Source organism: Nonomuraea rubra, from assembly GCF_014207985.1.
Taxonomy (GTDB): domain Bacteria; phylum Actinomycetota; class Actinomycetes; order Streptosporangiales; family Streptosporangiaceae; genus Nonomuraea; species Nonomuraea rubra.
Genome location: NZ_JACHMI010000001.1, coordinates 9,287,148 through 9,312,621 on the forward strand (window position 1 = coordinate 9,287,148; position 25,474 = coordinate 9,312,621).

At 73.6% G+C, this 25,474-nt stretch carries 28 protein-coding genes; 9 read left to right on the forward strand and 19 right to left on the reverse strand.

The genetic code is table 11. The features are described 5' to 3' along the window. Positions 1-152: 152 nt before the first annotated feature. The 6 genes from HD593_RS42365 to HD593_RS42385 form a co-directional block, all read right to left on the reverse strand. Positions 153-983, reverse strand: coding sequence for a hypothetical protein (locus tag HD593_RS42365; protein ID WP_185108137.1), 831 nt, complete (start codon positions 981-983; stop codon positions 153-155). Positions 984-1,043: 60 nt separating this feature from the next. Beyond that, the gene (locus tag HD593_RS42370; RefSeq protein ID WP_185108139.1) at positions 1,044-1,262 is read right to left on the reverse strand and encodes a hypothetical protein; all 219 of its coding nucleotides are present in this window, start codon (positions 1,260-1,262) and stop codon (positions 1,044-1,046) included. Beyond that, positions 1,241-1,408: a hypothetical protein gene (locus HD593_RS60700; RefSeq protein ID WP_221525264.1), complete on the reverse strand. Its 168-nt coding sequence runs from the start codon at positions 1,406-1,408 to the stop codon at positions 1,241-1,243. Before HD593_RS60700 ends, HD593_RS42370 begins: the two co-directional genes overlap by 22 nt. 23 nt (positions 1,409-1,431) lie before the next feature. Then, a complete protein-coding gene (locus HD593_RS60705; RefSeq protein ID WP_221525265.1) occupies positions 1,432-1,869 on the reverse strand; it encodes a M14 family zinc carboxypeptidase in 438 nt (145 codons plus the stop codon). A gap of 168 nt (positions 1,870-2,037) precedes the next feature. Then, entirely contained in the window at positions 2,038-2,583 is a 546-nt protein-coding gene (locus HD593_RS42380; RefSeq protein ID WP_185108141.1) for a hypothetical protein, read from the reverse strand. An 85-nt stretch (positions 2,584-2,668) separates the two neighbouring features. Further along, positions 2,669-4,132 (reverse strand): FAD-dependent monooxygenase, encoded by a 1,464-nt coding sequence (locus tag HD593_RS42385; RefSeq protein WP_185108143.1) that lies wholly within the window; start codon positions 4,130-4,132, stop codon positions 2,669-2,671. 209 nt (positions 4,133-4,341) lie between these two features. Between HD593_RS42385 and HD593_RS42390 the strand changes: the two genes are divergently transcribed. Then, positions 4,342-4,524: a hypothetical protein gene (locus HD593_RS42390; protein WP_185108145.1), complete on the forward strand. Its 183-nt coding sequence runs from the start codon at positions 4,342-4,344 to the stop codon at positions 4,522-4,524. A gap of 27 nt (positions 4,525-4,551) precedes the next feature. On the opposite strand, the gene HD593_RS42395 is transcribed toward HD593_RS42390, so the two are convergent. Beyond that, entirely contained in the window at positions 4,552-7,533 is a 2,982-nt protein-coding gene (locus HD593_RS42395) for a helix-turn-helix transcriptional regulator (RefSeq protein ID WP_185108147.1), read from the reverse strand. Between HD593_RS42395 and HD593_RS42400 the strand changes: the two genes are divergently transcribed. Then, positions 7,532-7,792, forward strand: coding sequence for a hypothetical protein (locus HD593_RS42400; protein ID WP_185108149.1), 261 nt, complete (start codon positions 7,532-7,534; stop codon positions 7,790-7,792). The genes HD593_RS42395 and HD593_RS42400 overlap by 2 nt on opposite strands. Here HD593_RS42400 and HD593_RS42405 read toward each other — a convergent pair. After that, positions 7,784-8,704: an SDR family NAD(P)-dependent oxidoreductase gene (locus tag HD593_RS42405; protein ID WP_246547011.1), complete on the reverse strand. Its 921-nt coding sequence runs from the start codon at positions 8,702-8,704 to the stop codon at positions 7,784-7,786. The two genes, HD593_RS42400 and HD593_RS42405, sit on opposite strands and share 9 nt — an antisense overlap. Positions 8,705-8,740: 36 nt before the next feature. On the opposite strand from HD593_RS42405, the gene HD593_RS42410 reads away from it, so the two are divergent. After that, a complete protein-coding gene (locus tag HD593_RS42410) occupies positions 8,741-9,313 on the forward strand; it encodes a TetR family transcriptional regulator (protein ID WP_185108151.1) in 573 nt (190 codons plus the stop codon). A 67-nt stretch (positions 9,314-9,380) separates the two neighbouring features. After that, positions 9,381-10,496, forward strand: a complete 1,116-nt coding sequence (locus HD593_RS42415) for an acyltransferase family protein (RefSeq protein ID WP_185108153.1) — start codon at positions 9,381-9,383, stop codon at positions 10,494-10,496. 51 nt (positions 10,497-10,547) lie between these two features. Here HD593_RS42415 and HD593_RS42420 read toward each other — a convergent pair whose 3' ends face one another. From HD593_RS42420 to HD593_RS42455, 8 genes are read right to left on the reverse strand one after another with little or no spacing between them, the layout of a single operon-like run. Beyond that, on the reverse strand, positions 10,548-11,207 hold the full coding sequence (locus tag HD593_RS42420; RefSeq protein WP_185108156.1) for a TetR/AcrR family transcriptional regulator: 660 nt from the start codon (positions 11,205-11,207) through the stop codon (positions 10,548-10,550). Between the two features lie 57 nt (positions 11,208-11,264). Continuing rightward, positions 11,265-12,359, reverse strand: coding sequence for a bifunctional 3-oxoadipate enol-lactonase/4-carboxymuconolactone decarboxylase PcaDC (pcaDC, locus tag HD593_RS42425; RefSeq protein ID WP_185108158.1), 1,095 nt, complete (start codon positions 12,357-12,359; stop codon positions 11,265-11,267). After that, the gene (gene pcaB / locus HD593_RS42430; protein WP_246547014.1) at positions 12,359-13,561 is read right to left on the reverse strand and encodes a 3-carboxy-cis,cis-muconate cycloisomerase; all 1,203 of its coding nucleotides are present in this window, start codon (positions 13,559-13,561) and stop codon (positions 12,359-12,361) included. The genes pcaDC and pcaB overlap by 1 nt, the downstream gene beginning before the upstream one ends. Beyond that, a complete protein-coding gene (gene pcaG / locus HD593_RS42435; RefSeq protein WP_185108160.1) occupies positions 13,548-14,072 on the reverse strand; it encodes a protocatechuate 3,4-dioxygenase subunit alpha in 525 nt (174 codons plus the stop codon). The genes pcaB and pcaG overlap by 14 nt, the downstream gene beginning before the upstream one ends. Continuing rightward, entirely contained in the window at positions 14,069-14,809 is a 741-nt protein-coding gene (gene pcaH / locus HD593_RS42440) for a protocatechuate 3,4-dioxygenase subunit beta (protein ID WP_185108162.1), read from the reverse strand. The genes pcaG and pcaH overlap by 4 nt, the downstream gene beginning before the upstream one ends. Positions 14,810-14,814: 5 nt before the next feature. Then, entirely contained in the window at positions 14,815-15,963 is a 1,149-nt protein-coding gene (locus tag HD593_RS42445; protein WP_185108164.1) for a thiolase family protein, read from the reverse strand. Continuing rightward, positions 15,960-16,592, reverse strand: a complete 633-nt coding sequence (locus tag HD593_RS42450) for a CoA transferase subunit B (protein ID WP_185108166.1) — start codon at positions 16,590-16,592, stop codon at positions 15,960-15,962. Before HD593_RS42450 ends, HD593_RS42445 begins: the two co-directional genes overlap by 4 nt. Continuing rightward, positions 16,589-17,341: a CoA transferase subunit A gene (locus tag HD593_RS42455; RefSeq protein WP_185108168.1), complete on the reverse strand. Its 753-nt coding sequence runs from the start codon at positions 17,339-17,341 to the stop codon at positions 16,589-16,591. Before HD593_RS42455 ends, HD593_RS42450 begins: the two co-directional genes overlap by 4 nt. Before the next feature lie 179 nt (positions 17,342-17,520). On the opposite strand from HD593_RS42455, the gene HD593_RS64750 reads away from it, so the two are divergent. Beyond that, positions 17,521-18,993, forward strand: coding sequence for an IclR family transcriptional regulator domain-containing protein (locus HD593_RS64750; RefSeq protein WP_185108170.1), 1,473 nt, complete (start codon positions 17,521-17,523; stop codon positions 18,991-18,993). Between the two features lie 21 nt (positions 18,994-19,014). Further along, positions 19,015-19,989, forward strand: a complete 975-nt coding sequence (locus HD593_RS42465) for an NAD(P)-dependent alcohol dehydrogenase (protein ID WP_185108172.1) — start codon at positions 19,015-19,017, stop codon at positions 19,987-19,989. Here the strand turns inward: HD593_RS42465 and HD593_RS42470 are convergent. From HD593_RS42470 to HD593_RS42480, 3 genes are all read right to left on the reverse strand, one after another. Next, positions 19,970-20,758, reverse strand: a complete 789-nt coding sequence (locus HD593_RS42470) for a nickel/cobalt transporter (RefSeq protein WP_185108174.1) — start codon at positions 20,756-20,758, stop codon at positions 19,970-19,972. The two genes, HD593_RS42465 and HD593_RS42470, sit on opposite strands and share 20 nt — an antisense overlap. Continuing rightward, entirely contained in the window at positions 20,755-21,408 is a 654-nt protein-coding gene (locus HD593_RS42475) for a hypothetical protein (protein WP_185108176.1), read from the reverse strand. The genes HD593_RS42470 and HD593_RS42475 overlap by 4 nt, the downstream gene beginning before the upstream one ends. A gap of 83 nt (positions 21,409-21,491) precedes the next feature. After that, the gene (locus tag HD593_RS42480; protein ID WP_221525266.1) at positions 21,492-23,162 is read right to left on the reverse strand and encodes a purple acid phosphatase family protein; all 1,671 of its coding nucleotides are present in this window, start codon (positions 23,160-23,162) and stop codon (positions 21,492-21,494) included. 223 nt (positions 23,163-23,385) lie between these two features. On the opposite strand from HD593_RS42480, the gene HD593_RS42485 reads away from it, so the two are divergent. From HD593_RS42485 to HD593_RS42495, 3 genes are all read left to right on the forward strand, one after another. Next, on the forward strand, positions 23,386-23,847 hold the full coding sequence (locus HD593_RS42485; RefSeq protein WP_185108179.1) for a hypothetical protein: 462 nt from the start codon (positions 23,386-23,388) through the stop codon (positions 23,845-23,847). 89 nt (positions 23,848-23,936) lie between these two features. Next, the gene (locus HD593_RS42490) at positions 23,937-24,431 is read left to right on the forward strand and encodes a (2Fe-2S)-binding protein (RefSeq protein WP_185108181.1); all 495 of its coding nucleotides are present in this window, start codon (positions 23,937-23,939) and stop codon (positions 24,429-24,431) included. 3 nt (positions 24,432-24,434) lie between these two features. Further along, on the forward strand, positions 24,435-25,439 hold the full coding sequence (locus HD593_RS42495) for an FAD binding domain-containing protein (RefSeq protein WP_185108183.1): 1,005 nt from the start codon (positions 24,435-24,437) through the stop codon (positions 25,437-25,439). Positions 25,440-25,474: the final 35 nt, after the last annotated feature.

Genomic DNA, 25,474 nt, shown 5'->3' on the forward strand with positions numbered 1-25,474 from the left:
ATACGCTCCGGAACAGCTCAAGGACACAAGGGTGGCGTGGAAGCTGGTGTCCTGGCTAAGAGGTCCGGGGCGTGGACATGGGGCCAGTGTAGGAGGGCGCCGCGCCGGCCTGCCACCGATTATCAGGCCGGCGCGGGATGCCGCCGGGCGGGCTAGTTCCAGATCCCGGGAACGCCGGCGGGCACCTCGTCCTTGACCTCCGCGCGGTCGATCGCGTCGCCGCGCAGCGGCACGTTCACGGTGACCTCGCGGCCCCAGTCGGTGAACCGGGTGTCCGACTCGACCTGGACCGTGGTCTTGGAGACGGGCAGGGTCGCCTTGACCGCGACCCGCCGTACCAGGCCCTTCTCGCCGAAGTACAGGGTGTAGGAGATCTTGCCGCTCTTGAACCGCGTGCCGTACCGCGAGGCGAACGGGTCGGAGACGGCGGCGAGCCTGGCGGGCTTGATGGCGCCCTTGAGAATCCCGTCCTTCCAGGAGGTACGGGCGGCCACGAGCGCCTTGAGCGTGGCCGGGTCGAGGACCTCGAGGAGCAGGTTGCTCGGCGGCTGCTTGACGCCGCTGTAGCGCACGTGGCTCGCGTCGGCGATCATCAGCGCCTGCTCGACCACCGGGCCGGAGACGTAGCTCACGCTGCCCGAGGAGACCAGCCGGACGGGGCCCGCCTGCAGGCCCTCGGTCTCCTTGGGGCTGGACCTCTTCATCTCGCGCAGCAGCCTGTCGCTGTACTGCACGCTCTGGCCCAGGTCGGAGGCCACCGGGCCACGCGAGCCGAAGCCCACCGTGCCGTCGACGGTGGAGGTGACGACCCGGTCGCCCGGGTAGGTGATCTTGGCGGTGGCCTGCAGGTTGACGGCCCTGCCGGGTGCTAACTCGGCCTGGAGCGCCTTGACCGGGTCGGATGCGGATGCGGCCTGCGCCGGCACGGCGGTGAGCTGCACCATGCCCGCGACCACGGCGACACCCACGATGGTTCGCTTCATTGGTTTCCTTGGGAACGGTCCGGAAAGACGCGAACAATCTGGTGCATCTAAGATCGTCCGTCAAGCCGGATCGCCTATCAGGCCTGGGTCGCCGCCTTGGCTGCCGCCGCCTTGGTGGCCGCCTTGGTGGCCGCCTTGGTGGCCGCCTTGGTGGCCGCCTTGGTGGCCGCCTCGGTCGCCGGCGGCGCCGCCGACGTGCTCCACGGGGTCCTGGCCGAGCGCCTCCAGGTAGTCGTAGGCGTCCTCCATGGTGGGGGTCAGGTAGAAGGCCCGTTCCAACTGCTTGACGGGTGCTCGGCCTCGCCTGCGTGCAGCGGCACGCCGTACCTGCCGGGCAGCTCCCTGAGCACGGCCTGCAGCTCGGGCTCGGGGCGGTTGAGGTAGTAGAAGACGCCGCCGGACTCGCCGTTGTGCAGCGTGGTCATGAACGCCGGCCTGGTGTCGTCGATCAGCCGATCAGGGCCAGCGTCTCGGGCAGCACCCGGTCGAAGTAGGCCCGCTTGTACGCGAACGGGAACGTCCACTCGACCTGCTCGTTCCCCGCGGGCCTGTAGAAGTGCCTGCCGTACTGCGCCCGGGTGAACGGGCCCGCGAACCAGCCCTCGTTGAGCCGGGTGCCGTCGGGGTCGAGGCAGCCGACGATGTGCCAGGTGTAGCCCTCGGCGCGGCGCAGCCCCGCGTCGGCGCACAGGCGGCCCGCCAGGTGCGTGACGGTCAGGCCGCCGATGGGCTCGTTCGGGTTCGGCCCGGCGGCGACGACGGCGTGGCGGGGGCCGTCGCCGACGGTGAGGCAGAGCATGGGGTCGCCGAGGCGGGAGGTGCCGATGCGGCGCAGCGTCGCCACGCCGGGATGATCGTCCGCCAGGCGGGCCAGGCGCTCGTGCACCTCGTCGACGGTGGCGAACGTCTTGTGGTCGGGACGGTGTCGAGTTCTTCGGTCAGGCGATCGAGCACATCCAAGTGTGCACACATTTCGTACGATTCGTCCCGCGCGGGTCACGGCCCCGGCGGGGCGGGGCCGTGACCGCGGCGGGGTCGTGACCGCGGGACCGGATCAGGCCGGGAAGTCCTTCGGGTTGACCCCGGTGGTCCCGGCGTTGCCGCCCCTGACCGGGTTGAGGGTCAGCGACCAGCCGGGGATCCGGGTGGCGGTGGTCCTGTACGTCAGCCTGTCGTTGAAGCGCTGGTAGACGGCGTTCCGCGTGAACCTGCCCTTCGACCTGCTGAAGTTGGTGCCGGTGGTGAAGTAGATCCGGTACGTGCCGTCCCTGACGTCGTTGATGGTGGCCGTGGACTTGGCGCGCACGTAGATGCTGATCGCCTTGGTCTTGCCCCTGACCAGGGCGACGACGCCGTCCCGGGAGAGGCCGTTCTTGATCTTCAGCCTCCCCTGGCCGCCGCTGATGCGGTCGTAGAGGATCGTGCCGTTGCGCGGGCGGGCCAGCGCGGCCGACTCGGCCGTGAACGTCACCGTCGTGGCGGCGGTGCCGCCGGTCACGGTGGTTGCGGCGGCCGGGGGCGAGGTCAGCAGCCCGCCCGCCAGCGCGACCGCGGCCACGACACCGGTGCGCATGGCGGTTCCTTCGAGAAGCCTCTTCACAGAACATCTCCTTCGTGACGCATGGTCACGGTAAAGATAGAGTAAAGCGGCTTTGATCCGATACCGGATACCTGATCCGCCAGGCTCACGGGCGGGCCGGGTGGGTGGACGCGGGGGTGCCGCACCAGCGGGTCACCGCCGCCATCGCCTCGGCCGGCAGATCGCCGCGGTCGGCGGCCCAGGCGACGTAGCCGTCCGGGCGGACCAGGACCGCGCCGGGCACGCCAGGGCCCTCGTGGCGGGCGACCTTGACGGCGTCCCCGGCCGCCCGCGCGACCGCGCCCGACGGGGTCGAGTCCACCAGCAGGTGGCGGCCGTCCCTGAGCAGCTCGTACAGCCGGCCCTCCGCGCACCGCAGGTCGGGCATGCGGCGGCCGGTCCACGGGTGGGCGTGGCGGTCGGCGGGCGGGTAGTGGATGCCCAGGCCCGTCAGCCGCCCGGCCAGGAAGCCGCGGGAGCGGCCGTACCGCAGAGCGAGCCGGAGCGTCAGGTTCCTGAGCGCGCGGCGGATCGCCGAGCGGCCGAGCACGAGGCGGTTGAAGGCGTCGGTCAGGGTGAGCACCTGGGCGCCCACGCGGTGCCGTTCGCGCTCGTAGCTGTCGAGGAGGCCGTCGGGGCCCCGGCCGTGGAGTGCGGCGGCCAGCTTCCAGCCGAGGTTCATGGCGTCGCCGATGCCCGTGTTCATGCCCTGGCCGCCCAGCGGCGAGTGCACGTGCGCCGAGTCGCCCGCGAGGAACACGCGCCCGGCCCTGTACCGCGCGGCCTGCCGGCGCTCGCTCAGGAAGCGCGAGCTCCACCGCTGCTCGCTCATGCCGAAGTCGGTGCCCGCGATGCGCAGGAACGCGTCGCGCATCTCCTCCATCGGCAGCGGCACGTCCAGGGGCACCTGCTCGCGCAGCCGGTCCCACGCGATCGCGCGGAACCAGCCGTCGCCGAACGGGACCATGAGCACCACGCCCTCGTTGCTCGCCTCGGCGAACAGCGCGTCCTGCGGCGGCTCGGTGACGCGTACGTCCGCGAGCAGGATGTGCGTCTCGTACTGCTTGCCGGCGAACTCGATGCCGACCAGGCCGCGCACCGTGCTGTGGGCACCGTCGCAGCCGACGACGTAGCTCGCCGTCTCCGTCCGCCCGCCGGCCAGCTCCAGCACCGCGCGCCGATCGTCCTGCCGCAGCCCCACCACCTCGGCGCCCCGCACGATCTCGACGCCGAGCTCCCGGGCGCGGGCCTCCAGCAGGTGCTCCGTGCCGCTCTGCGGGACGATCAGGACCATCGGGTACCTGGTCCGCAGCTTGCGCAGGTCGAGCGTGGCGCCGGGGGCGGGGGCGACCTGGCGCACAGGGACGCCGCGTTCCAGCAGGTCTTCGGCCAGGCCCCGGGCGTCCAGGAGCTCCAGGGTGCGGGCGTGCACGGCGAACGCCCGGGTGAGGTTGGGCTGCTCCGTGCGGCGCTCCAGCACCTTGCACCGGACGCCGGCTTGGGCCAGCTCGCACGCCAGCATGAGGCCGGTGGGGCCGGCGCCTACCACCAGCACGTCGGTCGGGTTCATCGGGATCACATTCCCTCCGGATTCGGATGCTCACCACCATGCGCCCGGGATCGGGCGGTCGAATCGGTGAAGTACACAGTCGGACCGGCCGGGGTCGGGCGGGATACGGGGGCCGCCGCCGGTGGGCCTGCGGGCCAGGGCGGAGGCGCGCGGCAGGCGGAGGCGCGCGGCAGGCGCGCGCGGGAGGCGCGCGGCGGGCCTGGGGGCCGGTGTGGGCGGCGCTCGACCTGCCGCACCGGGTCAGCCGGGTGGCGGTGTGCGGCACGCGTACCAGGCTCGTCGGCCGGCTGGGTGGCGTCACCTGCCCGGTGCTCGTGCTGGGCGACCCGCCCGGCCGCGATGCGGAGAAGCTGGCCGCCTTCCTGCCCCCGGCCCCAGCCCCCGACCGCTGAACGGCGGGGCCGGCGAATGGCCGTTCGTCAGTGTTCGCCGTCCAGGAGGCCCGGCCGTTCCAGGGCGAGGCGCACCAGTTCGGCCCTGGACGAGAGGCCCAGCTTCACGAACACCTTGTGCAGGTGGTAGTCGACGGTGCGCGGGCTCAGGAACAGGTACGCCGCGATCTCCCTGTTCGTGCCGCCCTCGCTCACCATGCGCGCGATCTGCGACTCCTGCGGGGTGAGGTCGGCGCTCGTGCTGGGGTCCCGCTTGCGTGCCGTCTCGCCGGTCGCCTGCAGCTCGACGCGGGCGAGCGCGGCCCAGGGCGCGGCGTCCAGCCGTTCGAAGATCTCGCGCGCCGCCCGCAGGTGACGCCGCGACTCGGCACGCCGACGGCGCCGGCGCAGCGCCTCGCCGAACAGCAGCGCCGTCCTGGCCGTGTCGAACGGCCTGCCGGCCTGCGCGTGCGACGACAGCGCCTCGGTGAAGTGGTCGTCGGCGTTCTCGACCAGGCCGCGGCAGCGGGACACCAGCGCGTCCGCCCATGCGGAGCGGGCCGGGCCCGCCCAGCGCCGGAGCAGGTCGAGGGCGGTGGCCGCGCGGTCCGGGCGGTCAGCGCGTACGGCGACCTCGACGAGATCGGCGGCGGCGAAGATCTTCACGATGGGATGCCCCTCGCCGGGAGCGGCGTCCGCCAGCGCGGTCAGCCGGTCGAACGCCTCCCCCGTCCGCCCCTCGCCCAGGTCCAGCAGGGCCAGGGCCCAGGACGCGATGCCGGCCGGCGGGCCGAGGCGTTGCCCGATGGCGCGGGACAGCGCGGCGTCCGCCTCCGTACGGCACTCCTCGGCGCGGCCCTGGACGGCGGCGATCCAGGCGAGCACGGCGCGGTGGTGCGCGGCGATGTTGTCCTGCCGGGTGTCGAGCGCCAGCCGCAGCCCTTCCGTCGCGGTGGCGCGGGCGGCGGCGAACCGGCCCGTCCACATCTGCAGCGCGCCGAGCGGCGCGAGCACCAGCGGCAGCGCGCTGACCGCGCCGGCCGTTCTGGCTCGCACGGCGGCGGTGGTGAACAGGTCGAGCGCCGTCATGTCCTCGCCGACGAACATCGCCGCGCCCGCCGCCATCGTGAGACTCTGGGGGTCGGCAGAGTCCTTCGCCAGGGCGCGGCCCTCGCGCAGCAGCGTGGCGGCCCGCTCGGCGTCGCCCTCCAGCAGCGCGGCCAGCCCGATCATCAGCTTGCCGCCCGCGGTGACGGCCTCCTCGACCGGCGGCAGCCCGGCCAGCCGCCGCCCCGCCTCGGCCAGCCTGGGCAGGTCGGCGGCGGTGAAGGCCAGCCGGCCCGCCTCGATCAGCATGCGTGCGGCCTGCGCCGCCTCACGGCCCGATGGGACACCCGCCACCTCACCCGGGTCAGGCCCCGGCGCCTCGCCCGGCTCGCGCCCCGGTGCGACACCGGTGCTCGGGTCGTGTCCCATCGCACGGTCGGCGGGCCCGCCCGCGCCGGAGGCCGGGGTGGCAGCTGCGGGGTTCGGTGGGGATACCAGTTCGGCGCCGGCCACGAGCATCGCGTAGGCGAGGTCGGGGCGGCCGCAGAGGCCCTCGATCGCGCCCCGGACGTGCTCGCCCCTGGCGCGGAGCCGGGGTTCGGCCGTGCGGGTGGCGGCCTCGTCCAGGAGGGTGCGGGCGCGGTCGGGCTGGCCGGCGAGCCAGGCCGTCTCGGCGGCGAGCGTGAGGCGGCGGGCGCGGGGCTCCGGATGTCCCGTGAGGTCGGCGGCGCGGTGGAGGGCGCTGGCGGCGGAGGCGTGCCCGCCTCGGCGGGTGGCGCGTTCGGCCGACGCCTCCAGCTCGCCGGCCACCGTCTCGTCCGGGCCTGTCGCGGCGGCGGCCAGGTGCCAGGCCCGGCGGTCGGCGTCCTCGTCCGCCAGCACGGCCGCCAGGGCCTGCTCCACGGCCTGGCGTTGCAGGAACGTGGCACCCCGGTAGACGGCCGAGCGTACGAGCGGGTGGCGGAAGGTCAGGGCGCCGCCGTCGACCCGTACGAGGCCGGCGTGCTCCGCCTCGTCCAGCGCGTCCGGGGCCAGGGCGAGCGTCCGGGCGGCCCTGAGCACGAGCCCGACGTCGCCGCTGTCCTCGGCGGCGGCGATCAGCAGCAGGGTCTGTGCCGGAGCGCCGAGCCGGCGCACCCGCGCCAGGAACACCTGCTCGACCACCTCCCCCACCGGCAGCCGTTCGGGCAGTGGCCGGGTGCCGGCGAGTTGCTCGGCGGAGAGGGAGCCGGGCAGTTCGAGCAGGCCGAGCGGGTTGCCGGCGGTGCTGGTCACGAGCAGGGCGGCGACCTCGGGCGCGAGCGACACGGAGGTGCGCTCGGCCAGCAGCGCCTGGGCCGCGCCGGCGTCCAGCCCGCCCAACCGCAGCTCGGGCAGCCCGGCCAGCGGGCGAGGGACGCCGGTGCCCGCGAGCGGCGGCCCAGCGGGTGGGTGGAGGGCTCTCGCGGTAGGCGGCCCGGTGCCGGTGCGGGAGGGCGGGCCCGGTTCCTCGTCGCGGGCCGCGAACAGCAGGACGACGCCCTCGGCCTCCAGCCGCCTGGCCACGAACGCCAGCGCGTCGGCGGAGCCGCCGTCCAGCCAGTGGGCGTCGTCCACCAGGCACAGCAGCGGCCGTTCCTCCGCCGCCTCCGACAGCAGGCTCAGGACCGCCACCGACACCAGGAACCGATCCCCCTCGACGGGCTCCCCCAGCCCGAACGCCGCCCGCAGCGCGGCGGCCTGGCCGGCCGGGATGGCGGCGAGCCGGTCCGCCACGGGGCGCAGGAGCTGGTGCGCGGCCGCGTACGGAAGCTCGGACTCGGACTCGACGCCGCCGCCCCGCAGCACCCGCATGCCGTCCGCCCGCGCGGCGGCGTAGCCGAGCAGGGCGGACTTGCCGATGCCCGCCTCTCCCCTGACGACCAGGACGGCGCTGCGCCGTTCGCGAGCGCCGTCGAGCAGCCGCGCGATGAGAGCGCACTCCCGCTCCCGGCCATGCAGCATGCCCCGATCGTACGACCGCCGCCCGCTCCGGCTGGTAGCTGAAGGTGGTGGCGCCCTCGTCGCCGATCCACTGCCACATGGGGACGGTGCCGCCCAGCTCCGCGCCGCCGACGAGCTGACGCTGGTCGAGCACCTGGGCGAGCACCCGGTCGCGTCCGCGCGCTTCGGCGCGCTCCTGCCCGGGTTCCGGCGGATCGGCGACCTGCGCTGCGCGGCACCGCCGGCGCGCCTGGCGGAGCTCCTGCCGGCGTCAGGCTGAGGGCGGCTCTCCCGCAGCCCGCAGCACGGGCGCGCTCAGCCTGACGCACAGCTCCCAGACCGCCTCCTGGTTGCCGGGGTCGAGCGCCGAGGCGGGCAGCGGCTTCCTGCGGCACCTGTCGTCGACGTACGCGCCGCTCACGCCTTCCAGCTCGGCACTCGTGGCCGCGTACACGCTGGACCGGGCGGACCTGGTCAGGTCGGAGAGGAACAGCGGCGCGACGACCTTCAGCACCAGCGGCGCGATCGGCCGGTAGGCGATCGGGAACGCCCTGATCGGCGTGGACCGGTTCATCGGCGTGTGGCCGTGCCCGGGGTAGACCACGTTCGCCGTCACGCCGGTGCCGCGCAGCCGCCCGGCCAGGCGGTGGGTCATCGCCATGGTCATGGTCTTGGTGTGGTTGTAGTGGCTGAACGTCCAGCCGAGGTAGCGCCGTTCGCCCTGGAGGTCGGTGCGGTCGATGGGGCCGCCGGGGATGCCGCCGGTGAGATTGACCACGCGGGCGGCGGGGGCGCGCCGCAGCAGCGGCAGCAGGAGGTGGGTGAGCGTGAACGGGGTCAGCACGTGCGCGGCGAACATCTTCTCCACGCCGTCGGCGGTCAGCTCGCGGTCCGGCAGGTTCACGCCGACGTTGTTGACCAGCACGTCGAGCCGGTCGTGGCGCTCGCCGACCTCCCCGGCCAGGCGGCGCAGGCCGTCGAGCCGCGTGACGTCGGCGGAGACGGCGTGCACCCGGTCGTGCCCCGCGCTGTCCCTGATGTCCCGCGCGGCCCGCAGGCCCCGCGCCGGGTCGAGCCCGACGAGGATCACCGAGGCTCCGCGCCTGGCCAGGCCGCGGGCGGTCTCCAGGCCGATCCCGCCGGTGCCGCCAGTGATGAGCGCCACGCTGCCGTTCATGTCATTCGGTGTCATAAACGACACTATATGCCTAGCGATACACTCGGGCGCATGGCTGGGTTGAGAGAGCGGGCGCGGCGGGCCGTACAGGCCGAGCTGGCCGCGGTGGCGCTGGAGCTGTTCACGGAGCGGGGCTTCGACGAGGTCACGGTCGACGACATCGCGCGTGCCGCCGGGGTGTCCAAGCGCAGCTTCTTCCGTTACTTCCCGGCCAAGGAGGACGCGGTGTTCGGCGGCGTCCAGGTGATGGGCGACGACATCGCCGAGCAACTCTCCGCCCGGCCGGCGGGCGAGCGGCCCTGGGACTCGCTGCACGCGGTGCTGCGGGAGTGGGTCGCGCGCATCGACGCCGAGAGCCGCGCCACCCTGCGGCTGATCGAGCGCACGCCCTCGCTGCGGGCCCGCTTCCAGCAGAAGCGCGAGGAGGTACGCTCGCGCATCGCCGAGTCACTGGCGGCCCGTACCGGGCTGGATCCGTTCACCGTCGATCTCCTGACCGCGGCCGCGGGCGCCGCCGTCGACTGCGCCTCCCGCGAATGGCTCAGGACGGGGCCGGACGCCGACCACATGGGGCTCGTCGACACCGCCTTCACCCGCCTCCGCCCGTCCTGCGCCGGCGACTGATCCCCGGGCCCGCATCTGCGGGGTGACCAGGCCAGGCTTATGTCCCTTATGGCCTAGACTGCGGCAGATGTTCCCGGCCCCCGCCCGGCTGGCCTGGCTGGACACCCTGCGGGGACCGGCAGCGCTGGCCGTCACCATGCACCACGCCGGCTGGACGTTCATCCCCGGCGTCTGGGCCGAGGTGGACCGCCGCATCGATCTCGGCTCGTGGGGCGTGTTCGTGTTCTTCCTGGTCAGCGGCTACATCATCCCCGCCTCCCTGGAACGGCGCGGCGACCTGCGCGCGTTCTGGGCGGGCCGCGCCTTCCGCCTCCTCCCGCTGCTCCTGGCCGCCTGCTGCCTGGCGCTGCTCCTCACCGCGGCAGGCGTGCTGCCCTTACCGCCGGGGCTCGGCGAGCGCCCGTGGCCGGTGGTCGCGCTCGGGAACGTGACGATGCTCCAGGAGCTGGTCAACCTTCCCGCGCTGATCAGCGTGACCTGGACGCTCTCGTACGAGATGGCGTTCTACCTGATGAGCGTGGCCCTGTTCGCGGTGCGGCAGGCGCACAGGTCGGCGGGGATCGCGCTCGGCCTGGCGGCGGCGGCAGTGCCGCTGGGACTGCTGCTGCCCAAGGCGACGATCGGCGGCCGGGCGGACCTGGTCGCCGTGCTGCTCGGGCTGGCGGTGGTCGCGGCGATCGCGGTGACCGTGCTGGCGTCCGAGGGCGCGCGTACGGTGGCGGCGGTCGCGGGCGGGCTGCTCGGCCTGGCGCTGGTGGTGCTGGGCAGCCGGGGCGGCACCTGGCAGGGGATGATCATCCTGGCCACGATGTTCGCCGGGACGGCGGTGTACCGGGCCGAGCAGGGCACGATCTCGTGGCGGGCCGCGGGGGTCACGCTCGCGGTGGTGCTGGGCTGCGGGATCCCGGCCAAGGACGATCCCGCCTGGGCGACGGCGATCGTGCTGGCGTTCGCGGCGTCCGGGCTGGCGTACGCGCTGCGCGGCCGGACGTTCCCGCTCTGGTTGCCGTGGCTCGGGCTGATCAGCTTCTCCGTCTACCTGCTGCACCCGATCCTGCTGCACGTGCTGCCGGACCTGCCGCTGTTCTTCCTCGCCCTGATCCCGCTCAGCGCCCTGACCTACCGCCTGATCGAGCTGCCCGGCCAGCGGCTGGGCAGGCGCCTGACCGGAAGATCGGGCTAGGCGCGGGGCACGGAGCGGGCTGGGCGCGGGGCGGGCTAGGCGCGGGGCGGGCTAGGCGCGGGGCGCGCCCCTGCCGCACAGGTAGCCGACGATCATCTCCCCGACCATGCGCCGCTGCCGGTCGCGATGCTCGGCCGCGGTCATGTCGCGCCCGAACAGCGCGCCGAACGTGTGCTGGTTCGCCACCCGGAAGAAGCAGAACGCGCTGATCATCATGTGCACGTCGATGGCGTCGGCCTCGGTGACGAAATCGCCCGACTCCTGCCCCGCGTCGAGGATGCGGGAGATCAGGTCGAGCACCGGCGTGCCGAGGTTGCCCAGCACCTCGGACTTGCGGATGTGCTCGGCCTGGTGGATGTTCTCGATCGCGACGAGCTGGATGAACTCCCGGTGCGCGTCGTGGTGGTCGAAGGTCAGCTCGGCCAGCGTGCGGATGGCCTCGACCGGCGCGAGGTGCTGGACGTCGACCGTCCGCTCGACCTCGCGCACCTCGGCGTACGCCTTCTCCAGCACGGCGATGTAGAGCCGCTCCTTGCTGCCGAAGTAGTAGTAGATCATGCGCTTGGTCGTGCGCATGCGGGCCGCGATCTCGTCCACGCGCGCCCCCGCGTAGCCGTAGCGGGCGAACTCGCGCTGCGCGACCTCGAGGATCTCCGCCTTGGTACGGTCGGCGTCCCGCTGGCGTTCGGTGGTGGCGGGGGGCGAGGTCATTGGCTCATCATAGGCTGGCCCGCACGCTGCCCGGCGACGGCGCTCCCACGCCCGCGGTCAGGCGTGGTCCTCCTCGGCGAGCACGCGCTGGGCGACGGCGAACGCGGCGTTGGCCGCGGGGACTCCGCAGTAGATGGCGCTCTGCAGCAGGACCTCGCCGATCTCGTCCGGGGTGAGCCCGTTGCGGAGCGCGGCGCGTACGTGCATGGCCAGCTCGTCGAGGTGCCCGCGGGCGACGAGCGCGGTGAGCGTGACGCAGCTGCGGGTGCGGCGGTCGAGCCCGGGGCGGGTCCAGATCTCGCCCCAGGCGTAGCGCGTGATGAGGTCCTGGAAGTCCCTGGTGAAGGGCGTGGTACGGGCCACCGCGCGGTCCACGTGGGCGTCGCCCAGCACCTCGCGCCGTACCCGCATGCCGGGCAGGGCGGGCAGGTGGGCCAGCAGCGCCTGGGTGACGCGCTCCGGCTGGTCGGCGGGGGCCAGGTGCGCGGCGCCCGGCAGCTCGACGAGCGTGGCGCCGGGGATGCCGTCGGCCAGCTCCCTGGCGTGGGCAGGAGGCGTCGCCGGGTCCTCGCGACCGGCCACGACCAGGGTGGGGACGGTGATCCCCGCGAGGTCGGCGCGCAGGTCGTAGGCCGCCAGGGCGTCGCAGCAGGCGGCGTACCCGGCGGGGTCGGTGGCGGCCAGGTCGTCCAGCAGCGCCCGGTCGGGCGTTTGCGCGAACCAGCGGCGGGCGGTGGCCTCCAGCAGCGGCGCGGTGCCCTGCTCACGGACCAGCTTCGCCCGCTCGTGCCACGCCTCCGGGTCGCCGAACCTGGCGCTGGAGCAGATCATGGCCAGGGAACGCAGCCGGCCGGGATGGCGGGCCGCCAGCGTGGCGCCGATCGCGCCGCCGATCGAGACGCCCGCGAAGTGGAAGGTGTCCAGGCCCTCGGCGTCCGCCACGTCCAGGACCAGGGCGGCGAGCCCGTCCAGGGTGCCGGCCTGGAGCGCCGGCGAGTCGCCGTGGCCGGGCAGGTCGAACCTGAGCACCCTGAACGTGCGGGCCAGGGCGGTGATCTGGCGGTTCCACAGGCGGGTGGAGGTGCCGAGGGAGGGGGCGAGGACGAGCGGCTCACCGTGCTCGGGGCCGTCCAGCCGGTAGTGCAGCAGCATCAGTGCGGGGCCTTGTCTTGATCATGGTTGAGTACGAGGTCCACGAGCGCCGGGGCCGGGCCCGGGTCGCCGGGGACGGCCAGGTTGGCGCGCATCCGGTCCGGGTGGACCCGGAGGTCCGCGACCAGCTCGGCGGCGTCGCGGGCGGCGCCCGCCACCAGGCGCAGGGCCTCGCGCAACGGCTGCCACTCCGCGTGCCAGGCGCCGGACGGGCGCTCGTCCTCCGCGGCGAGCGAGCCGTACAGGACGGCCGCGAGCGGCGGCACCTGGCGGGCGGCGGCGGTGATCATCGTGGCCCTGACCGGGTTGTGCTTGTGCGGCATCGACGACGACCCGCCGCCGACGCCCTCGGACAGCTCCCCGATCTCGGTACGCGACAGCACCAGCACGTCGGCCGCCGGTTTGCCCAGCGCCCCGGCGGTGAACGCCAGCGCCCCGGCCAGGTCGGCGATGGGGGTGCGCAGGACGTGCCAGGGCAGCAGCGGCTCGGCCAGGCCCAGCTCGGCCGCGAACCGCCCAGGCAGCCGCAACGCCACCGCCACCGCCTCGCCCGGCCCGCTCGCGGCGGGAGGCGGCGTGTTCGTGGGGGGCTGGAAGGCGGCCAGTGTGCCGGCGGCGCCGCCGAGCTGGGCCGGGAGGGTGGCGCGGGCGGCGGCCAGGCGGGTGCGGGCGGCGGCGGCCAGCTCGCGCCAGCCCGCCGCCTTGAGCCCGAACGTCGTGGGAACGGCCTGCTGCGTGAGCGTCCTGGCGGCCATCGGGGTGTCACGGTGCCGGGCCGCCAGCTCGGTGAGGCCGCCGATCACCCGGTCGAGGTCGGCGAGGACCGGGCCCAGCGTGCGGTGGGCGACGAGCATGAGGGCGGTGTCGACGATGTCCTGGCTGGTGGCGCCCAGGTGGACGTGCTCGCCGTAGGGCCCGGCCGCCTCGCGCAGGTCCCGTACCAGCGGGATGACCGGGTTCCCGCCGGAGCGGGCCCGCGCCACGAGGTCCGGCAGGCTGAACGCGCCCGCGCGGGCGGCGGCCGACACCGCCTCCGCCGCCTCCGCCGGGACGAGGCCGAGGGCCGCCTGGGCACGGGTCAGGGCGGCCTCGGCGTCCAGCATGGCCTGGAGCACGGCAACGTCGCCCGTGGCCTCGGCGGCACCCCGCATGGGGGACAACAACCCCAGGTCGGACCGCGGCTCGGGATCAGCCGAAGTCAAGGAAGACCGTCTCCTTCTCGCCCTGCAGATGGATGTCGAACCGGTGCACCCCGTCACGCTCCTCCACCGCCACCAGCGTCTGCCGCCGCTCCGGCGGGAGCGAGTCGAGGAAGGCGTCCTGCCCGAGGTAGATGCGCGTGTACAGGTGGTGCAGCAGGCCACGGGCGAAGACGCACACGCTGATGTACCCGTTCCCCGGCACGACCGTACGCAACGCCCAGTGCCCGTCGAGGTCGGTGGCCACGCGCCCGAAGCCGGTGAAGCGCACGCCGTCGCGCCCGAGTACGGCCCCGTTCGTGGGGTCGCGGCGCATGGTGCCGGGCGACCCGGTCAGGGAGCCGTGCTCGTCGGGCTGCCAGAACTCCAGCAGCGCGTCCGGCACGGGGTCACCGGCGCCGTCGTAGACGTACCCGTGCACGGCGATCCCGCCGGACGCCAGGTCGCCGCCCCCGGGGAACGGCAGCGCATACCCGTAGAACGGGCCGACGGTCTGCGAAGGGGTGGGGTTCAACGGCCTTCCTCCATCCAGGTCGCGGTGGGCCCGTCGAGGACGATGTCCCACCGGTAGCCGAGCGAGAACTCCGGCTCGGACAGGTCGTGCACGTAGTCGGCGACGAGCCGCTGTCTGGCGCGCTCGTCGGTGACCGACTGCATGATCGGGTCGTACGGGAACAGCGGGTCGCCGGGGAAGTACATCTGGGTGACCAGCCGCTGGGTGAAGGACGTGCCGAAGAGCGAGAAGTGGATGTGCGCGGGGCGCCAGGCGTTGAGGTGGTTGCGCCACGGGTACGGGCCGGGCTTGATCGTGGTGAAGAGGTAGTTGCCGTCGTCGTCGGTCAGGCAGCGGCCCACGCCGGAGAAGTTGGGGTCGAGCGGCGCGGGGTGGTCGTCGCGCTGGTGCAGGTAGCGTCCGGAGGCGTTGGCCTGCCAGACCTCGACGAGCTGCCCGCGTACGGGGCGGCCCTGGCGGTCGAGCACGCGCCCGCGCACGGTGATCCGCTCGCCCAGCGGCTCCCCCAGGTGCTGCTTGGTGAGGTCGTTGTCGAACGGCGTCACGTCGCTCACGCCGAACACCGGCCCCGCCAGCTCGGCCGCCTCCGGGTCCTTGATCGCGACGAGCGGCTGGTGGGGGTGGCGGAGCAGGGTGCTGCGGTAGGGGGCGTAGTCGCGGGCGGGGTGGTCGCCCTGCTCGCCGGCGCGGGCCGCGATCTCCTGATCGATGTCGGCCTGCTTGAGGGGTTCGGACATCATCGCTACCTTTCGAGTACGACGGCCAGCCCCTGGCCGACGCCGATGCAGAGACAGGCGAGACCGGCGCCGGAGCCGGCGGCGGCCAGCCGGTGGGCCACCGCGCCGGTGACGCGGGCGCCCGAGGCTCCGAGCGGGTGGCCGATGGCGATGGCGCCGCCGTCGGGGTTGACGATCGCGGGGTCGAGGCCGGGCAGCTCGGCCAGGCAGCCCAGCACCTGGGCGGCGAACGCCTCGTTCAGCTCGGCGGTGTGCAGGTCCTCGAACCGCTTGCCCGCCTTGGCCAGCGCCCTGCCCGCCGCCTCGACCGGGCCGAGCCCGAAGTAGCGGGGCTCCAGCGCGCTGACGCCGCTGGCCACGATCCTGGCCAGGGGCTCGCGCCCGCGCAGGCCGGCCTCGTCGGTCAGCAGCAGGGCTGCGGCTCCGTCGTTCAGCGGGGAGGAGTTGCCTGCGGTGACGGTGCCGCCGTCCTTGCGGAAGGCGGGCTTGAGCTTGGCCAGCGCCTCCAGGGAGGTGTCGTGGCGGATCCCCTCGTCCCGGGTCACGCCGGCGATCGGCACGATCTCGCGCTCGAACGACGCCTTGGCCGCCTTCTGGTGGCTGGCCAGCGCGAACGCGTCCTGCTCCGCCCGCGTGATGCGGTGCTTGTCGGCGATCAGCTCGGCGCCCTCGCCGAGCGGGACGGTGTGCTCGGCGGGCATGTCCGGGTTGACCAGCCGCCAGCCGAGCGTGGTGGAGACCAGCTCCTGCCCGCCCGCCGGGAACGCCTTCTCCGGCTTGGGCAGCACCCACGGGGCGCGGGTCATCGACTCGACGCCGCCCGCGATCACGGTGGAGGCGTCGCCGACCGCGATCGCGCGGTAGGCGTGGATGACAGCCTCCATGCCGGAGCCGCACAGGCGGTTGACGGTGACGCCGGGCGTGGTGACGGGCAGGCCCGCCAGGATGGCGGCCATGCGGGCGACGTTGCGGTTCTCCTCGCCGGCGCCGTTGGCGTTGCCGAGCACGACCTCGTCGGCGGCCTCCAGGCCGTTGCGCTCGGCCAGCGCCCTGACGACGTGCGCGGCCAGGTCGTCGGGGCGGATCCCGGACAGGGCTCCGCCGTAGCGGCCGAACGGGGTGCGTACGGCATCGACGATGTAGACGTCCTTCATGCCTGGCTCACCTCCGCGCCGGTGCGCTCGCGCACCTCGTCCAGGCTCACTCCCGGCGCGCGCTCGGCCACCGCGAGCCCTCGCGCGGTGACGTCGAAGACGCCGAGGTCGGTGATGATCCGGTGGACGCACTCCTTGCCGGTCAGCGGCAGCGTGCACACCTCGACGAGCTTCGGCGAGCCGTCCTTGGCGTTGTGGTCCATGATCACGATGACCTTGCGCGCGCCGTGCACCAGGTCCATGGCGCCGCCCATGCCCTTGACCAGCTTGCCGGGCACCATCCAGTTGGCCAGGTCTCCGCGCGCGGAGACCTGCATCGCGCCGAGCACGGCCACGTCGAGGTGACCGCCGCGGATCATGCCGAACGACAGCGAGGAGTCGAAGAACGACGCGCCCGGCAGCACGGTGACCGTCTCCTTGCCGGCGTTGATCAGGTCGGGGTCGATCTCCTCGGCCTTCGGGTACGGGCCGACGCCGAGCACGCCGTTCTCCGAGTGCAGGACCACGTCCACGCCCTGCGGCAGGAAGGAGGGGATGCGGGTGGGCAGGCCGATGCCCAGGTTGACGTAGTCGCCGTCGCGCAGCTCGGCCGCCGCCCGCGCGACCATCTCGTCACGGGTCCAGCTCATTCGGTGATGGTCCTTTTCTCGATGCCCTTGTCGGCGGCCTGCTCGGGGGTCAGGACGAGCACGCGCTGGACGAAGACGCCCGGCAGGTGCACCTCGTCCGGGTCGAGCTCGGTCAGCTCCTCGACCTCGGCGATCGTGACGCGCCCGGCCATGGCGGCCAGCGGGTTGAAGTTCCTGCTGGACTTGTTGAAGACCAGGTTGCCGAAGCGGTCGCCCCTGGCCGCGCGGACCAGCGCGAAGTCCGTACGGATACCGCGTTCGAGCACGTACTGGCGGCCGTCGAACTCCCGCACCTCCTTCGGCGGCGAGGCGACCGCGATCGAGCCGTCGGGGTTGTGGCGCAGCGGCAGGCCGCCGTCGGCGATGGGCGTGCCGACACCGGCGGGCGTGTAGAACGCGGGGATGCCGCTGCCGCCGGCGCGCAGCCGCTCGGCCAGGCTGCCCTGCGGCGTCAGCTCGACCTCCAGCTCGCCGGCCAGGTACTGGCGGGCGAACTCCTTGTTGTCGCCGATGAAGGAGGCGGTGACGTGGGCGATGCGCCCGGCCGCCAGCAGGATGCCCAGGCCGCCGCCGTCGACGCCGCAGTTGTTGGACACGACCCCGAGACCGGTCGCGCCGGTGTCGTAGAGGGCCTTGATCAGCACGTTGGGGATGCCGCTGAGGCCGAAGCCGCCGACGGCGAACGACGCGCCGTCGCGCACGCCGGCCAGCGCCTCTTCGGGCGTGGCGACCACCTTGTCCTTGCGCACGACGCTCCGTTCGGACGTGTTCGCTCTGCGAACTTTAGTTCACTATTATGTGTTTTCAGTATGTGGATCGAGGAGCGGGCTGTCAAAGGTCCCCTCTCGTGGTGTTAGGTGACCCCGTCGGGACGGGTGCCTCGCCACGAAGGGCCCGCCCGTCGCCTCACCGCCTGGAGGAGGAGCCGATGGAAGCGGCCGGAACCCTGGAGCGCGGGCTCGCCGTGCTGCGCGCGCTGGCCACCGGCCCCCGGCGGCCCGTCCGGGCGACGGACCTGGTCCGCGCGACCGGCCTGGCCAGGTCCACCGTGGACCGGGTGCTCGCGACACTCGCGCACCTCGGCTACGTGCGGGCCGAGGGGCGCGACGTGCTGCCGGCGCCGCGCCTGATGGAGCTGGGCGAGGCGTACCTGGCGGGCAGCGGCCTGCGCGACGCGCTCGCGCCGCTGGCGAGCCGGCTGGCGGACGAGCTGGACGAGTCCGTGTCGCTGGCCGTGCGCGATGGGGACGGGGTGCGGTTCATCGTGCAGTGCACCCGGCGGCGCACCATGTCGGTCACCTTCCGCGTCGGCGACCTGCTGCCCGCGGACCGGTGCGCGGCCGGCCTGGCCCTGCTCGACCCGGCGACGCCGTGGGCGGAGGACGATCAGCTCATCGAGCCCGGGCTGATCGCGGTGGCGATGCCGGTGCGCGACGGGGAGGGGCGGGCCGTCTGCGCGGTCAGCGTGGTCAGCCACACCAGCAGGCACACCGTGGGCGAGCTGCGTGACCACTGTGCGGGCGCGTTGCGCAAGACGGTGGGCGAGATGGAAGCGGCACTCGCCGCCCCCACGCCGGATCCGGCTCGGGCGGGGCTGACAGGCGGGGTCGATCGTTCGCGCGGCGACAAGCAGGAGCTGGGGATGGGATTCCTGCAGTCGCTGGCCCGCGGCCTGGCCGTCATGGTCGCCCTCGGCACGGCCCGCGGCGGCCTGACCCTCGCCGACTGCGCCAAGGCCACCGGCCTGCCCAGGGCGACCGTGCGGCGGGCGGTGCAGGCGCTGGAGCGGCTCGGCTACGCCGGCGCCGACGGGGCCCGGTTCACGCTGCTCCCCCGGGTGCTGGAGCTGGGGTACGCGCACCTGTCCGGGCTGACGTTCGGGGAGGTCGTCCAGCCGCACCTGGCCGACCTGGTGGCCCGCGTACGGGAGTCGGCGTCCGTGGCGGTGCTGTCGGGCGACGACGTCGTGTACGTGGCCAGGGTGCAGACGGTCAGCCTGATGAGCATCAACATCACGGTGGGCACGCGGTTCCCCGCGTACGCGACCTCCATGGGCCGGGTGCTGCTGGCCGAGCTGCCCGGGGAGCGGCTGGCCGCGATCGTGCCGCGGCGCCTGTCGCCCAGGACCGTCACCTCCAAGGCCGAGCTGCGGGCCCTGGTGCGCCAGGCCGCCGAGGACGGGTACGCCCTGGTCGACCAGGAGCTGGAGGAGGGCGTGCGGTCCATCGCGGTGCCGGTCCGCGACCGGCGGGGGCGTACGGTGGCGGCGGTGAACGTGGCCACGCACGCCGGCCGCGCCTCCAACGCCACGCTCCTGCGCGACGTGCTGCCGGCGCTCAGGGAGACGGCGGCGCGCATGGAGGCGGATCTCGCGCACGTTCACGCCGCTGTCGACGGCTGATCGGTGGCTAGAATCCCGGGCATGAAGGCCGCAGTGCGCGCCAGATATGGCCCGCCGGAAGTGGTGAGCGTTTCGGACGTCGAAAAGCCGGTCGTCAAGGACGGTGACGTGCTCGTCAAGGTACGGGCGACGACCGTCAACCGTACGGACTGCGCGATGCGGGCCGCCCAGCCTTTCATCTGGCGATTCATGACGGGGCTCGTCAGGCCGAACGTCCCCGTTCTCGGCACGGAATTCGCGGGGGACGTCGAAGAAGTGGGCGGCGGCGTCACCGCGTTCAGACCGGGCGACAAGGTGTTCGGTTACAACGACGCGCGGTTCGGGGCGCACGCGGAGTACATGGTGATCCCGCAGGGCGGCACGCTGGCGCCGCTCCCGCGGGGCCTGTCGTACGAGGAGGCCGCTCCCGGCACGGAGGGCGCGCACTACGCGCTGTCGATGATCACGTGGGCGAAGGTCCGCGCCGGGCACGACGTGCTCGTGTACGGCGCCACCGGGGCCATCGGCTCGGCGGCGGTGCAACTGCTGAAGAACGCCGGCGCGAAGGTCACCGCGGTCTGCGGCACGAAACACCTCGACCTGGTCAGGCGCCTCGGGGCGGACAGGGCCGTCGACTACACGGCCACCGATTTCACCGCGGACGAGCAGCGATATGACGTCGTCATCGACGCGGTGGGCAAGAGCACGTTCGGGCGGTGCCGGCGGCTGCTGAAGCCGCGCGGCATCTATGTCGCCTCCGACGTGGGCCCCTTATGGCAGAACCTGTTCCTGACGGCCGTCACCCCGTTGTTCGGCGGCAGGCGGGTCAGGTTCCCGTTTCCCAAGCACGACGCGGGAACGGCGCGGCATTTCAAGGAGCTGATCGAGTCCGGCGAGTTCCGGCCCGTCATCGACCGGCAGTATCCGCTGGACGAGATCGTCGACGCCTACCGTTACGTCGAGACGGGTCAGAAGACGGGGAACGTGGTGATCACGGTCACGACGCCAGAGTCGTGACCGCCGTGGCCAGGTAGAGGCAGCCGCCGATCGCCACGGCGACGCCCGCCAGCGCCGGCATCCACGCCGCCACCGTCCGCAGCAGGCGCACGCGGGGCGTACGGCTGCTCAGCACCGCCGCCCCCCGCACGGTCACGATCCCGACGGCGGTCAGCGTGACGGCCATCCCGGCGCCGAACGCCAGCACCAGCACGACCGCGCCGGCCGACCGCCCGGTGAGCAGGCCGCTGACCAGCACGATGAACGCCGACGGCGACGGCACCAGGCCGCCGGAGAGCGCGAGCGCGGTGAGCCCCCGCGCCGACCACGGGTCGTCCAACTGCTCATGCCCGTGGCCATGACCGTGACCGTGACCGTGGCCATGCCCATGCCCATGACCGTGCCCATACCCGTGCGTGGTGCGCTGCCGGAGGTGGCGGTAGGTCAGGTGGGCTCCCACGCCGATCACGACCACTCCCGCCACCACCTGCAGCCACGCGGTGACGGCCTCGGTGCCGACGGCGGCCGCGCTGCTCAGCCCCACCCACGCCAGCGCCAGCGCGAGCACCGAGACCGTGTGCATCAACGCCACGACCACGCCCAGCCGCAGCGCGTCCCGGTATCGCCCGTGGGTGCCGATCAGGTACGCGGCCGTCACGCTCTTGCCGTGCCCGGGTGCGACCGCGTGCAGCGCGCCCACGCCGAGCGCGACGACGAGGGCCAGCCAGAACGCGCCCGCCCCGTCGAACAGCCCGATCAGGTAGCTCTCCGGCCCGGTGAGGCCGCTCATGCGCGCACGTCCGAGTGCCGCCGCCGGCGGACGAGGAGGGCGGCCAGCACGCCGAGCACGGCCACCAGCGCGACGGCGGGCACCACGAGCGGCACCCCGCCGGCCGCCGACGGGTCGAAGCGCAGCTTGCGGGTGTCGGCCTCCGCCGTGAGCAGCGCCTTCGCGGGCTCGGCCGGCGTCTCGGCGGTGAGCATCGTGCGGTACGCCTCGTGCAGGTCGGTCAGCGCGCCGACCCGGACGTCCACGTCCACCACCCGTTCCGGGCACTCGAAGCTGAACCGGGCCCCCTCGGCGAGCAGCCGCTCCAGCGGGGCCAGCTCGGCGGCGCAGGGCCGTCCCGCCTGGGTGACGCCCACGCGGGCCAGCAGGTACGTGCGGACGGCGGCGGAGCGGGCCAGCTTCTGCTCCCCGGTCAGGGAGGTGTCGGCCCCGGCGGCCGGGTCCTCGAAGGCACCGACCGAGCGGCCGAGCGCCACCCAGTCGTCCTCGGCGGGCAGCCAGGCGAGCGTCACCCGGTTGCCGTCGGCGCCGACCCTGGCCGTGGACGGCGGCCCGAACGGGTGCGCCACGGCCGCGTGCGCGGGCGCCAGAACCGCGGCGGCGGTGATGAGCAGCACGCACAGCCGGCGTGCGACGAGCGGGAAGATCAAGGGGAAGCTCCTGTACGAAGGCGCCTGGGCGGGGCCGCGTCACCGGGCAGGCGGCACGGCGTCGCGGCCCCGCCCAGGGTGGATCACTTGGTCACGGTGATGGCGGGGCTGGTGATCTTCTGGTTCTGGCTGTCCAGGTACACCTCGTAGACGCCGCCCCTCTTCACCATCGCGGGCACCCGGACGGTCTCCTCGACCCGGCCCAGCTCATCGGCCTTCTCGTAGCCGATCAGCGTGCCGTCGCGGCCGTGGCGAGCCTCGTCGCCGCCCTTCTCGCGCCACCAGATGGCGACCCTCTCGCCCGGGTCGTACCCGTAGGCCGACACCTTCAGGGTCTCCAGCCGCCGGACCGAGGTCTTGTCGACGGTGACCTGCTCGCCGACCGTGTTCTCGGGGGTGCGCAGGTCGTTGACGGTGCGCTCGCCCTTGTCGTTCTTGCGGATCACGAACCCGTCGTGGTGCTCGCCGTTGGCGTAGCGGGCCTCGAACGTGACGGTGTCCCCGGTGACGTCGACGAGCTGGTAGAGCTGCGTGTTCTGGCTGGTGCTGCGCACCTCGGCGCCGTTGCCGGTCCAGTTCTCGCCGCCGTTGAGCGCGTACATCTTGCCGCCCGAGACCGACACCACGTACGCGACGCCGTTGTGCACCGTCGCCGACCTGCGGGCGGAGACGGGGTTGCCGCGCCCGTACGAGTGGTCGTGGCCCTGAAGCACCAGGTCCACGCCGTACTTCTCGAAGAGCGGCGCCCACTGGGCGCGGACGTTCGGGTTGTTGCGGGTGCCCGTGGTCGAGTAGACGGGGTGGTGGAAGGTCACCACGGTCCACTTGTTCGGGTTGTCCTTGAGCAGGTTCTCCAGCCACGCGGTCTGCGCGGCCATGAGGGTGGCGTTGCTCTGGTAGTTGGTGTCCAGGCCGATGAACCGTACGCCCTGGTAGTCGAGCGTGTAGGCGGTCTGCTTGAGCTCGGCGTTACCGGGGCCGTTGTCCGGATACGGGAACTGGGGACGCCAGAAGGCCGACAGGCCGCCGCTGTACTCGTGGTTGCCCGGGATCGAGATGTTGTTGACCTGGCCGTCGATGAAGCCGCCCGCCTTGAACCACTGGCCCCACTGCTCCTCGCTGTTGGCGGAGTCGATGAGGTCGCCGGCGTTGACGATCGCCTTGGCCTGCGGCCGGTCGGCGAACGCCTGGCGGAACACGCGCGGCACGGCCGAGTCGAGGTAGTTCTGCGCGTCACCGTAGTAGATGAACGAGAACGGCTCGAAGCCCTCGGCGGCGGTGGTGAAGTCGGTCCACGCGCTCCAGTTCGTGCCGTCGCCGACCCGGTAGGTGTAGCGGGTGTCCGGCTTCAGGCCGGTGAACTCGGCGGTGTGGTACGTGGAGGCGTACCCGAGCGTGGTGTTGACCGGGGTGCTGGCCAGCGCCCGGACGGTGGCCACGGCGCCCGCGGCGGGCTGGACCTGGCCGAGCGCGCGCGGCGCCTCCAGGATCTGGGCCTGCGCGGTGTCGGCCGTCGCCTCGGCGCGCCACGACACGCGCTGGGTGGTGGCGGGCGTGGTCGTCGGGATGAGGATGACGCGGTCGGGGATCGGCGTGGGCTTGTGGACCTCGGCAGCCGGATAGACGGGCGGCGCCGCCGCACCGACGGCCGCCGGGCCGAACGCTAACGCGCCGACCAGCAGCACGCCGGCGCCGGCCGCGGCGAGCTTCGTCTGCCGGGAGCCGAAGGCCCGCGGCTTCGTGGGCTGATTCACTTCGTGTTCACTCCATCGAGAAGCGGTATTCGCCCATCCGCGAGTGCGAGATGGGCGCCAGCGCATTCACCCAGGCATCGCTGACACTCATCTGTCCCAAGACTGTCCGCGAGATGAATTCACGATCGGAAATGTGGGCGTCATCGGGCGTTGGCCCGCCGTTCTCCGGCCGCCGCCTACGATCGGCCCCGGATGATCGTGCGCGTGAGCGGGAGGTGAACGGATGGCGGCGACCCGCCGCTGGGGGCTGCTGCCCGCCGTGGCCGCGCTCGGCACCCTGTTCGTGGTGCCGCCCGCGCAGCCGGTGACCAAGACGGAGTCGTTCATCACGGCGGAGACGACCGGGATCCTGCTGATCGAGGGCGGCGAGTGCTTCAGCGATCCGGCGTACTCGCGCGGGGCGGGCGAGCGGATCGTGCTCTACACGCCGTGCGACGGCGGGGCCGACAACCAGTCGTACGGCTTCACGCACGCCGCCGACGGCCCGTACGACCGGGCGGCGCTGGCGGCGTTCGCCTGGAAGAGCTGCGGTGAGCGGCACGCCGAGCTGTGGGGGCGGGATCGCGCGGACCTGCCGTACTACCCGATCATGCCCACGGTGGAGACGTGGGCGGACGGCGATCGCGACATCATGTGCGCCGTCTACCGCCGCACCGGGCGCCTCACGGGCTCAGTGCTGCCCTGACCCGCCGGTCGCGTCGCCAAAGGTGTCTTGACCGGCCCTTATCCCGCCATATGGGGATAAAAGCGGCGTTCGGCACTAGCGTGGCGCGTATGACCTCGGAGGTAGCGACCGAGCTGACGGTCAACGGCCAGGACGTGCGCCTGGACCTCGATCCGCGGGAGTCGCTGCTCGACGTGCTGCGCGAGCGGCTGGGGCTGACCGGGTCGAAGAAGGGCTGCGATCACGGGCAGTGCGGCGCGTGCACGGTCCACGTGGACGGGCGGCGGGTCGTGTCCTGCCTGTTCCCCGCCGTGCAGGCGAACCACCGGTCGGTACGGACCATCGAGGGCGTGGCGGGGCCCGACGGGGCGCTGCATCCGCTCCAGCAGGCGTTCGTGGATCATGACGCGCTGCAGTGCGGCTACTGCACGCCCGGGCAGGTGATGTCCGGGCTGGCCTGCATCGCCGAGGGGAACGCCGGTGACGACGACGAGATCCGCGAGCACATGAGCGGGAACCTGTGCCGGTGCGGGGCGTACACGGGCATCCTAGCGGCCATCCGCGCGGCGGCCGGGCGGACGGACGCGCCGGCGGGCGAGGGCTGAGGCGTGCGCCCGTTCGGCTACGCCGCCCCGGCCACCCTCGACGAGGCCCTCCGCGCCCTGTCGGAGTCCGGCCCCGGCACGAAGGTGCTGGCCGGCGGCACCACGCTCTACGACCTGATGAAGCTGGACGTCGAGACCCCGCCCGCCGTCGTGGACATCCGCGCGCTGCCCGAGCTGGCCGGCATCGACACGGCCGGATCGAGCGAGCTGTCGTTCGGCGCGGGCGCGCTGATGGCCGACGTGGCGGCGGACCCGGTGCTGCGGCGGGACTATCCGGCGCTGGCCGAGTCGCTGGCCAAGGCGGCGTCCCAGCAGCTGCGCAACATGGCCACCGTGGGCGGGAACCTGCTGCAGCGCACCCGGTGCCCCTACTTCCGCGGCGGCCTCGCGTTCCCGTGCAACAAGCGGCGGCCCGGCAGCGGGTGTGCGGCGATCGGGGGGCTGGATCGCGGGCACGCCCTGCTCGGCGGCAGCGACGCGTGCATCGCCACCTACCCGGGTGACTGGGCGGTCGCGCTGATCGCGTTCGACGCCGCGCTGGACGTGGCGGGGCCGCGCGGCCGGCGCACGCTGCCGCTCGCCGACCTGCACGTGGAGCCCGGTGACAGGCCGGAGCGGGAGCACACGCTGGCCTGGGACGAGATCGTCACCCGCATCCGCGTGCCGGTCACCGCCGCCGGCCGCGGGTCGACGTTCCACAAGGTCAGGGACCGGGCGTCGTACGCGTTCGCGCTGGCCTCGGCGGCCGTGGCCGTCACCCTGGGCGAGGGCGGGGCCGTGGAGGAGTGCCGCATCGCGGTGGGCGGCGTCGCCACCCGGCCCTGGCGCTGCCACTCCGCCGAGCGGGAGCTGGTGGGGGCGGTGCTGGACAGGCGCAGCGCGCGGCGGGCCGGGGAGTCGGCGTTCGCCGGCGCGCGTCCGGGCAGGCACAACGCGTTCCGGGTCGAGCTGGGCATCCGCACCGTCGCCGAGGCGCTGCGGATCGCGGGAGAGCGAGCCGTGCGATGACCAGTCGAGGAATACCACGGGCCGGAGGGCGGGTC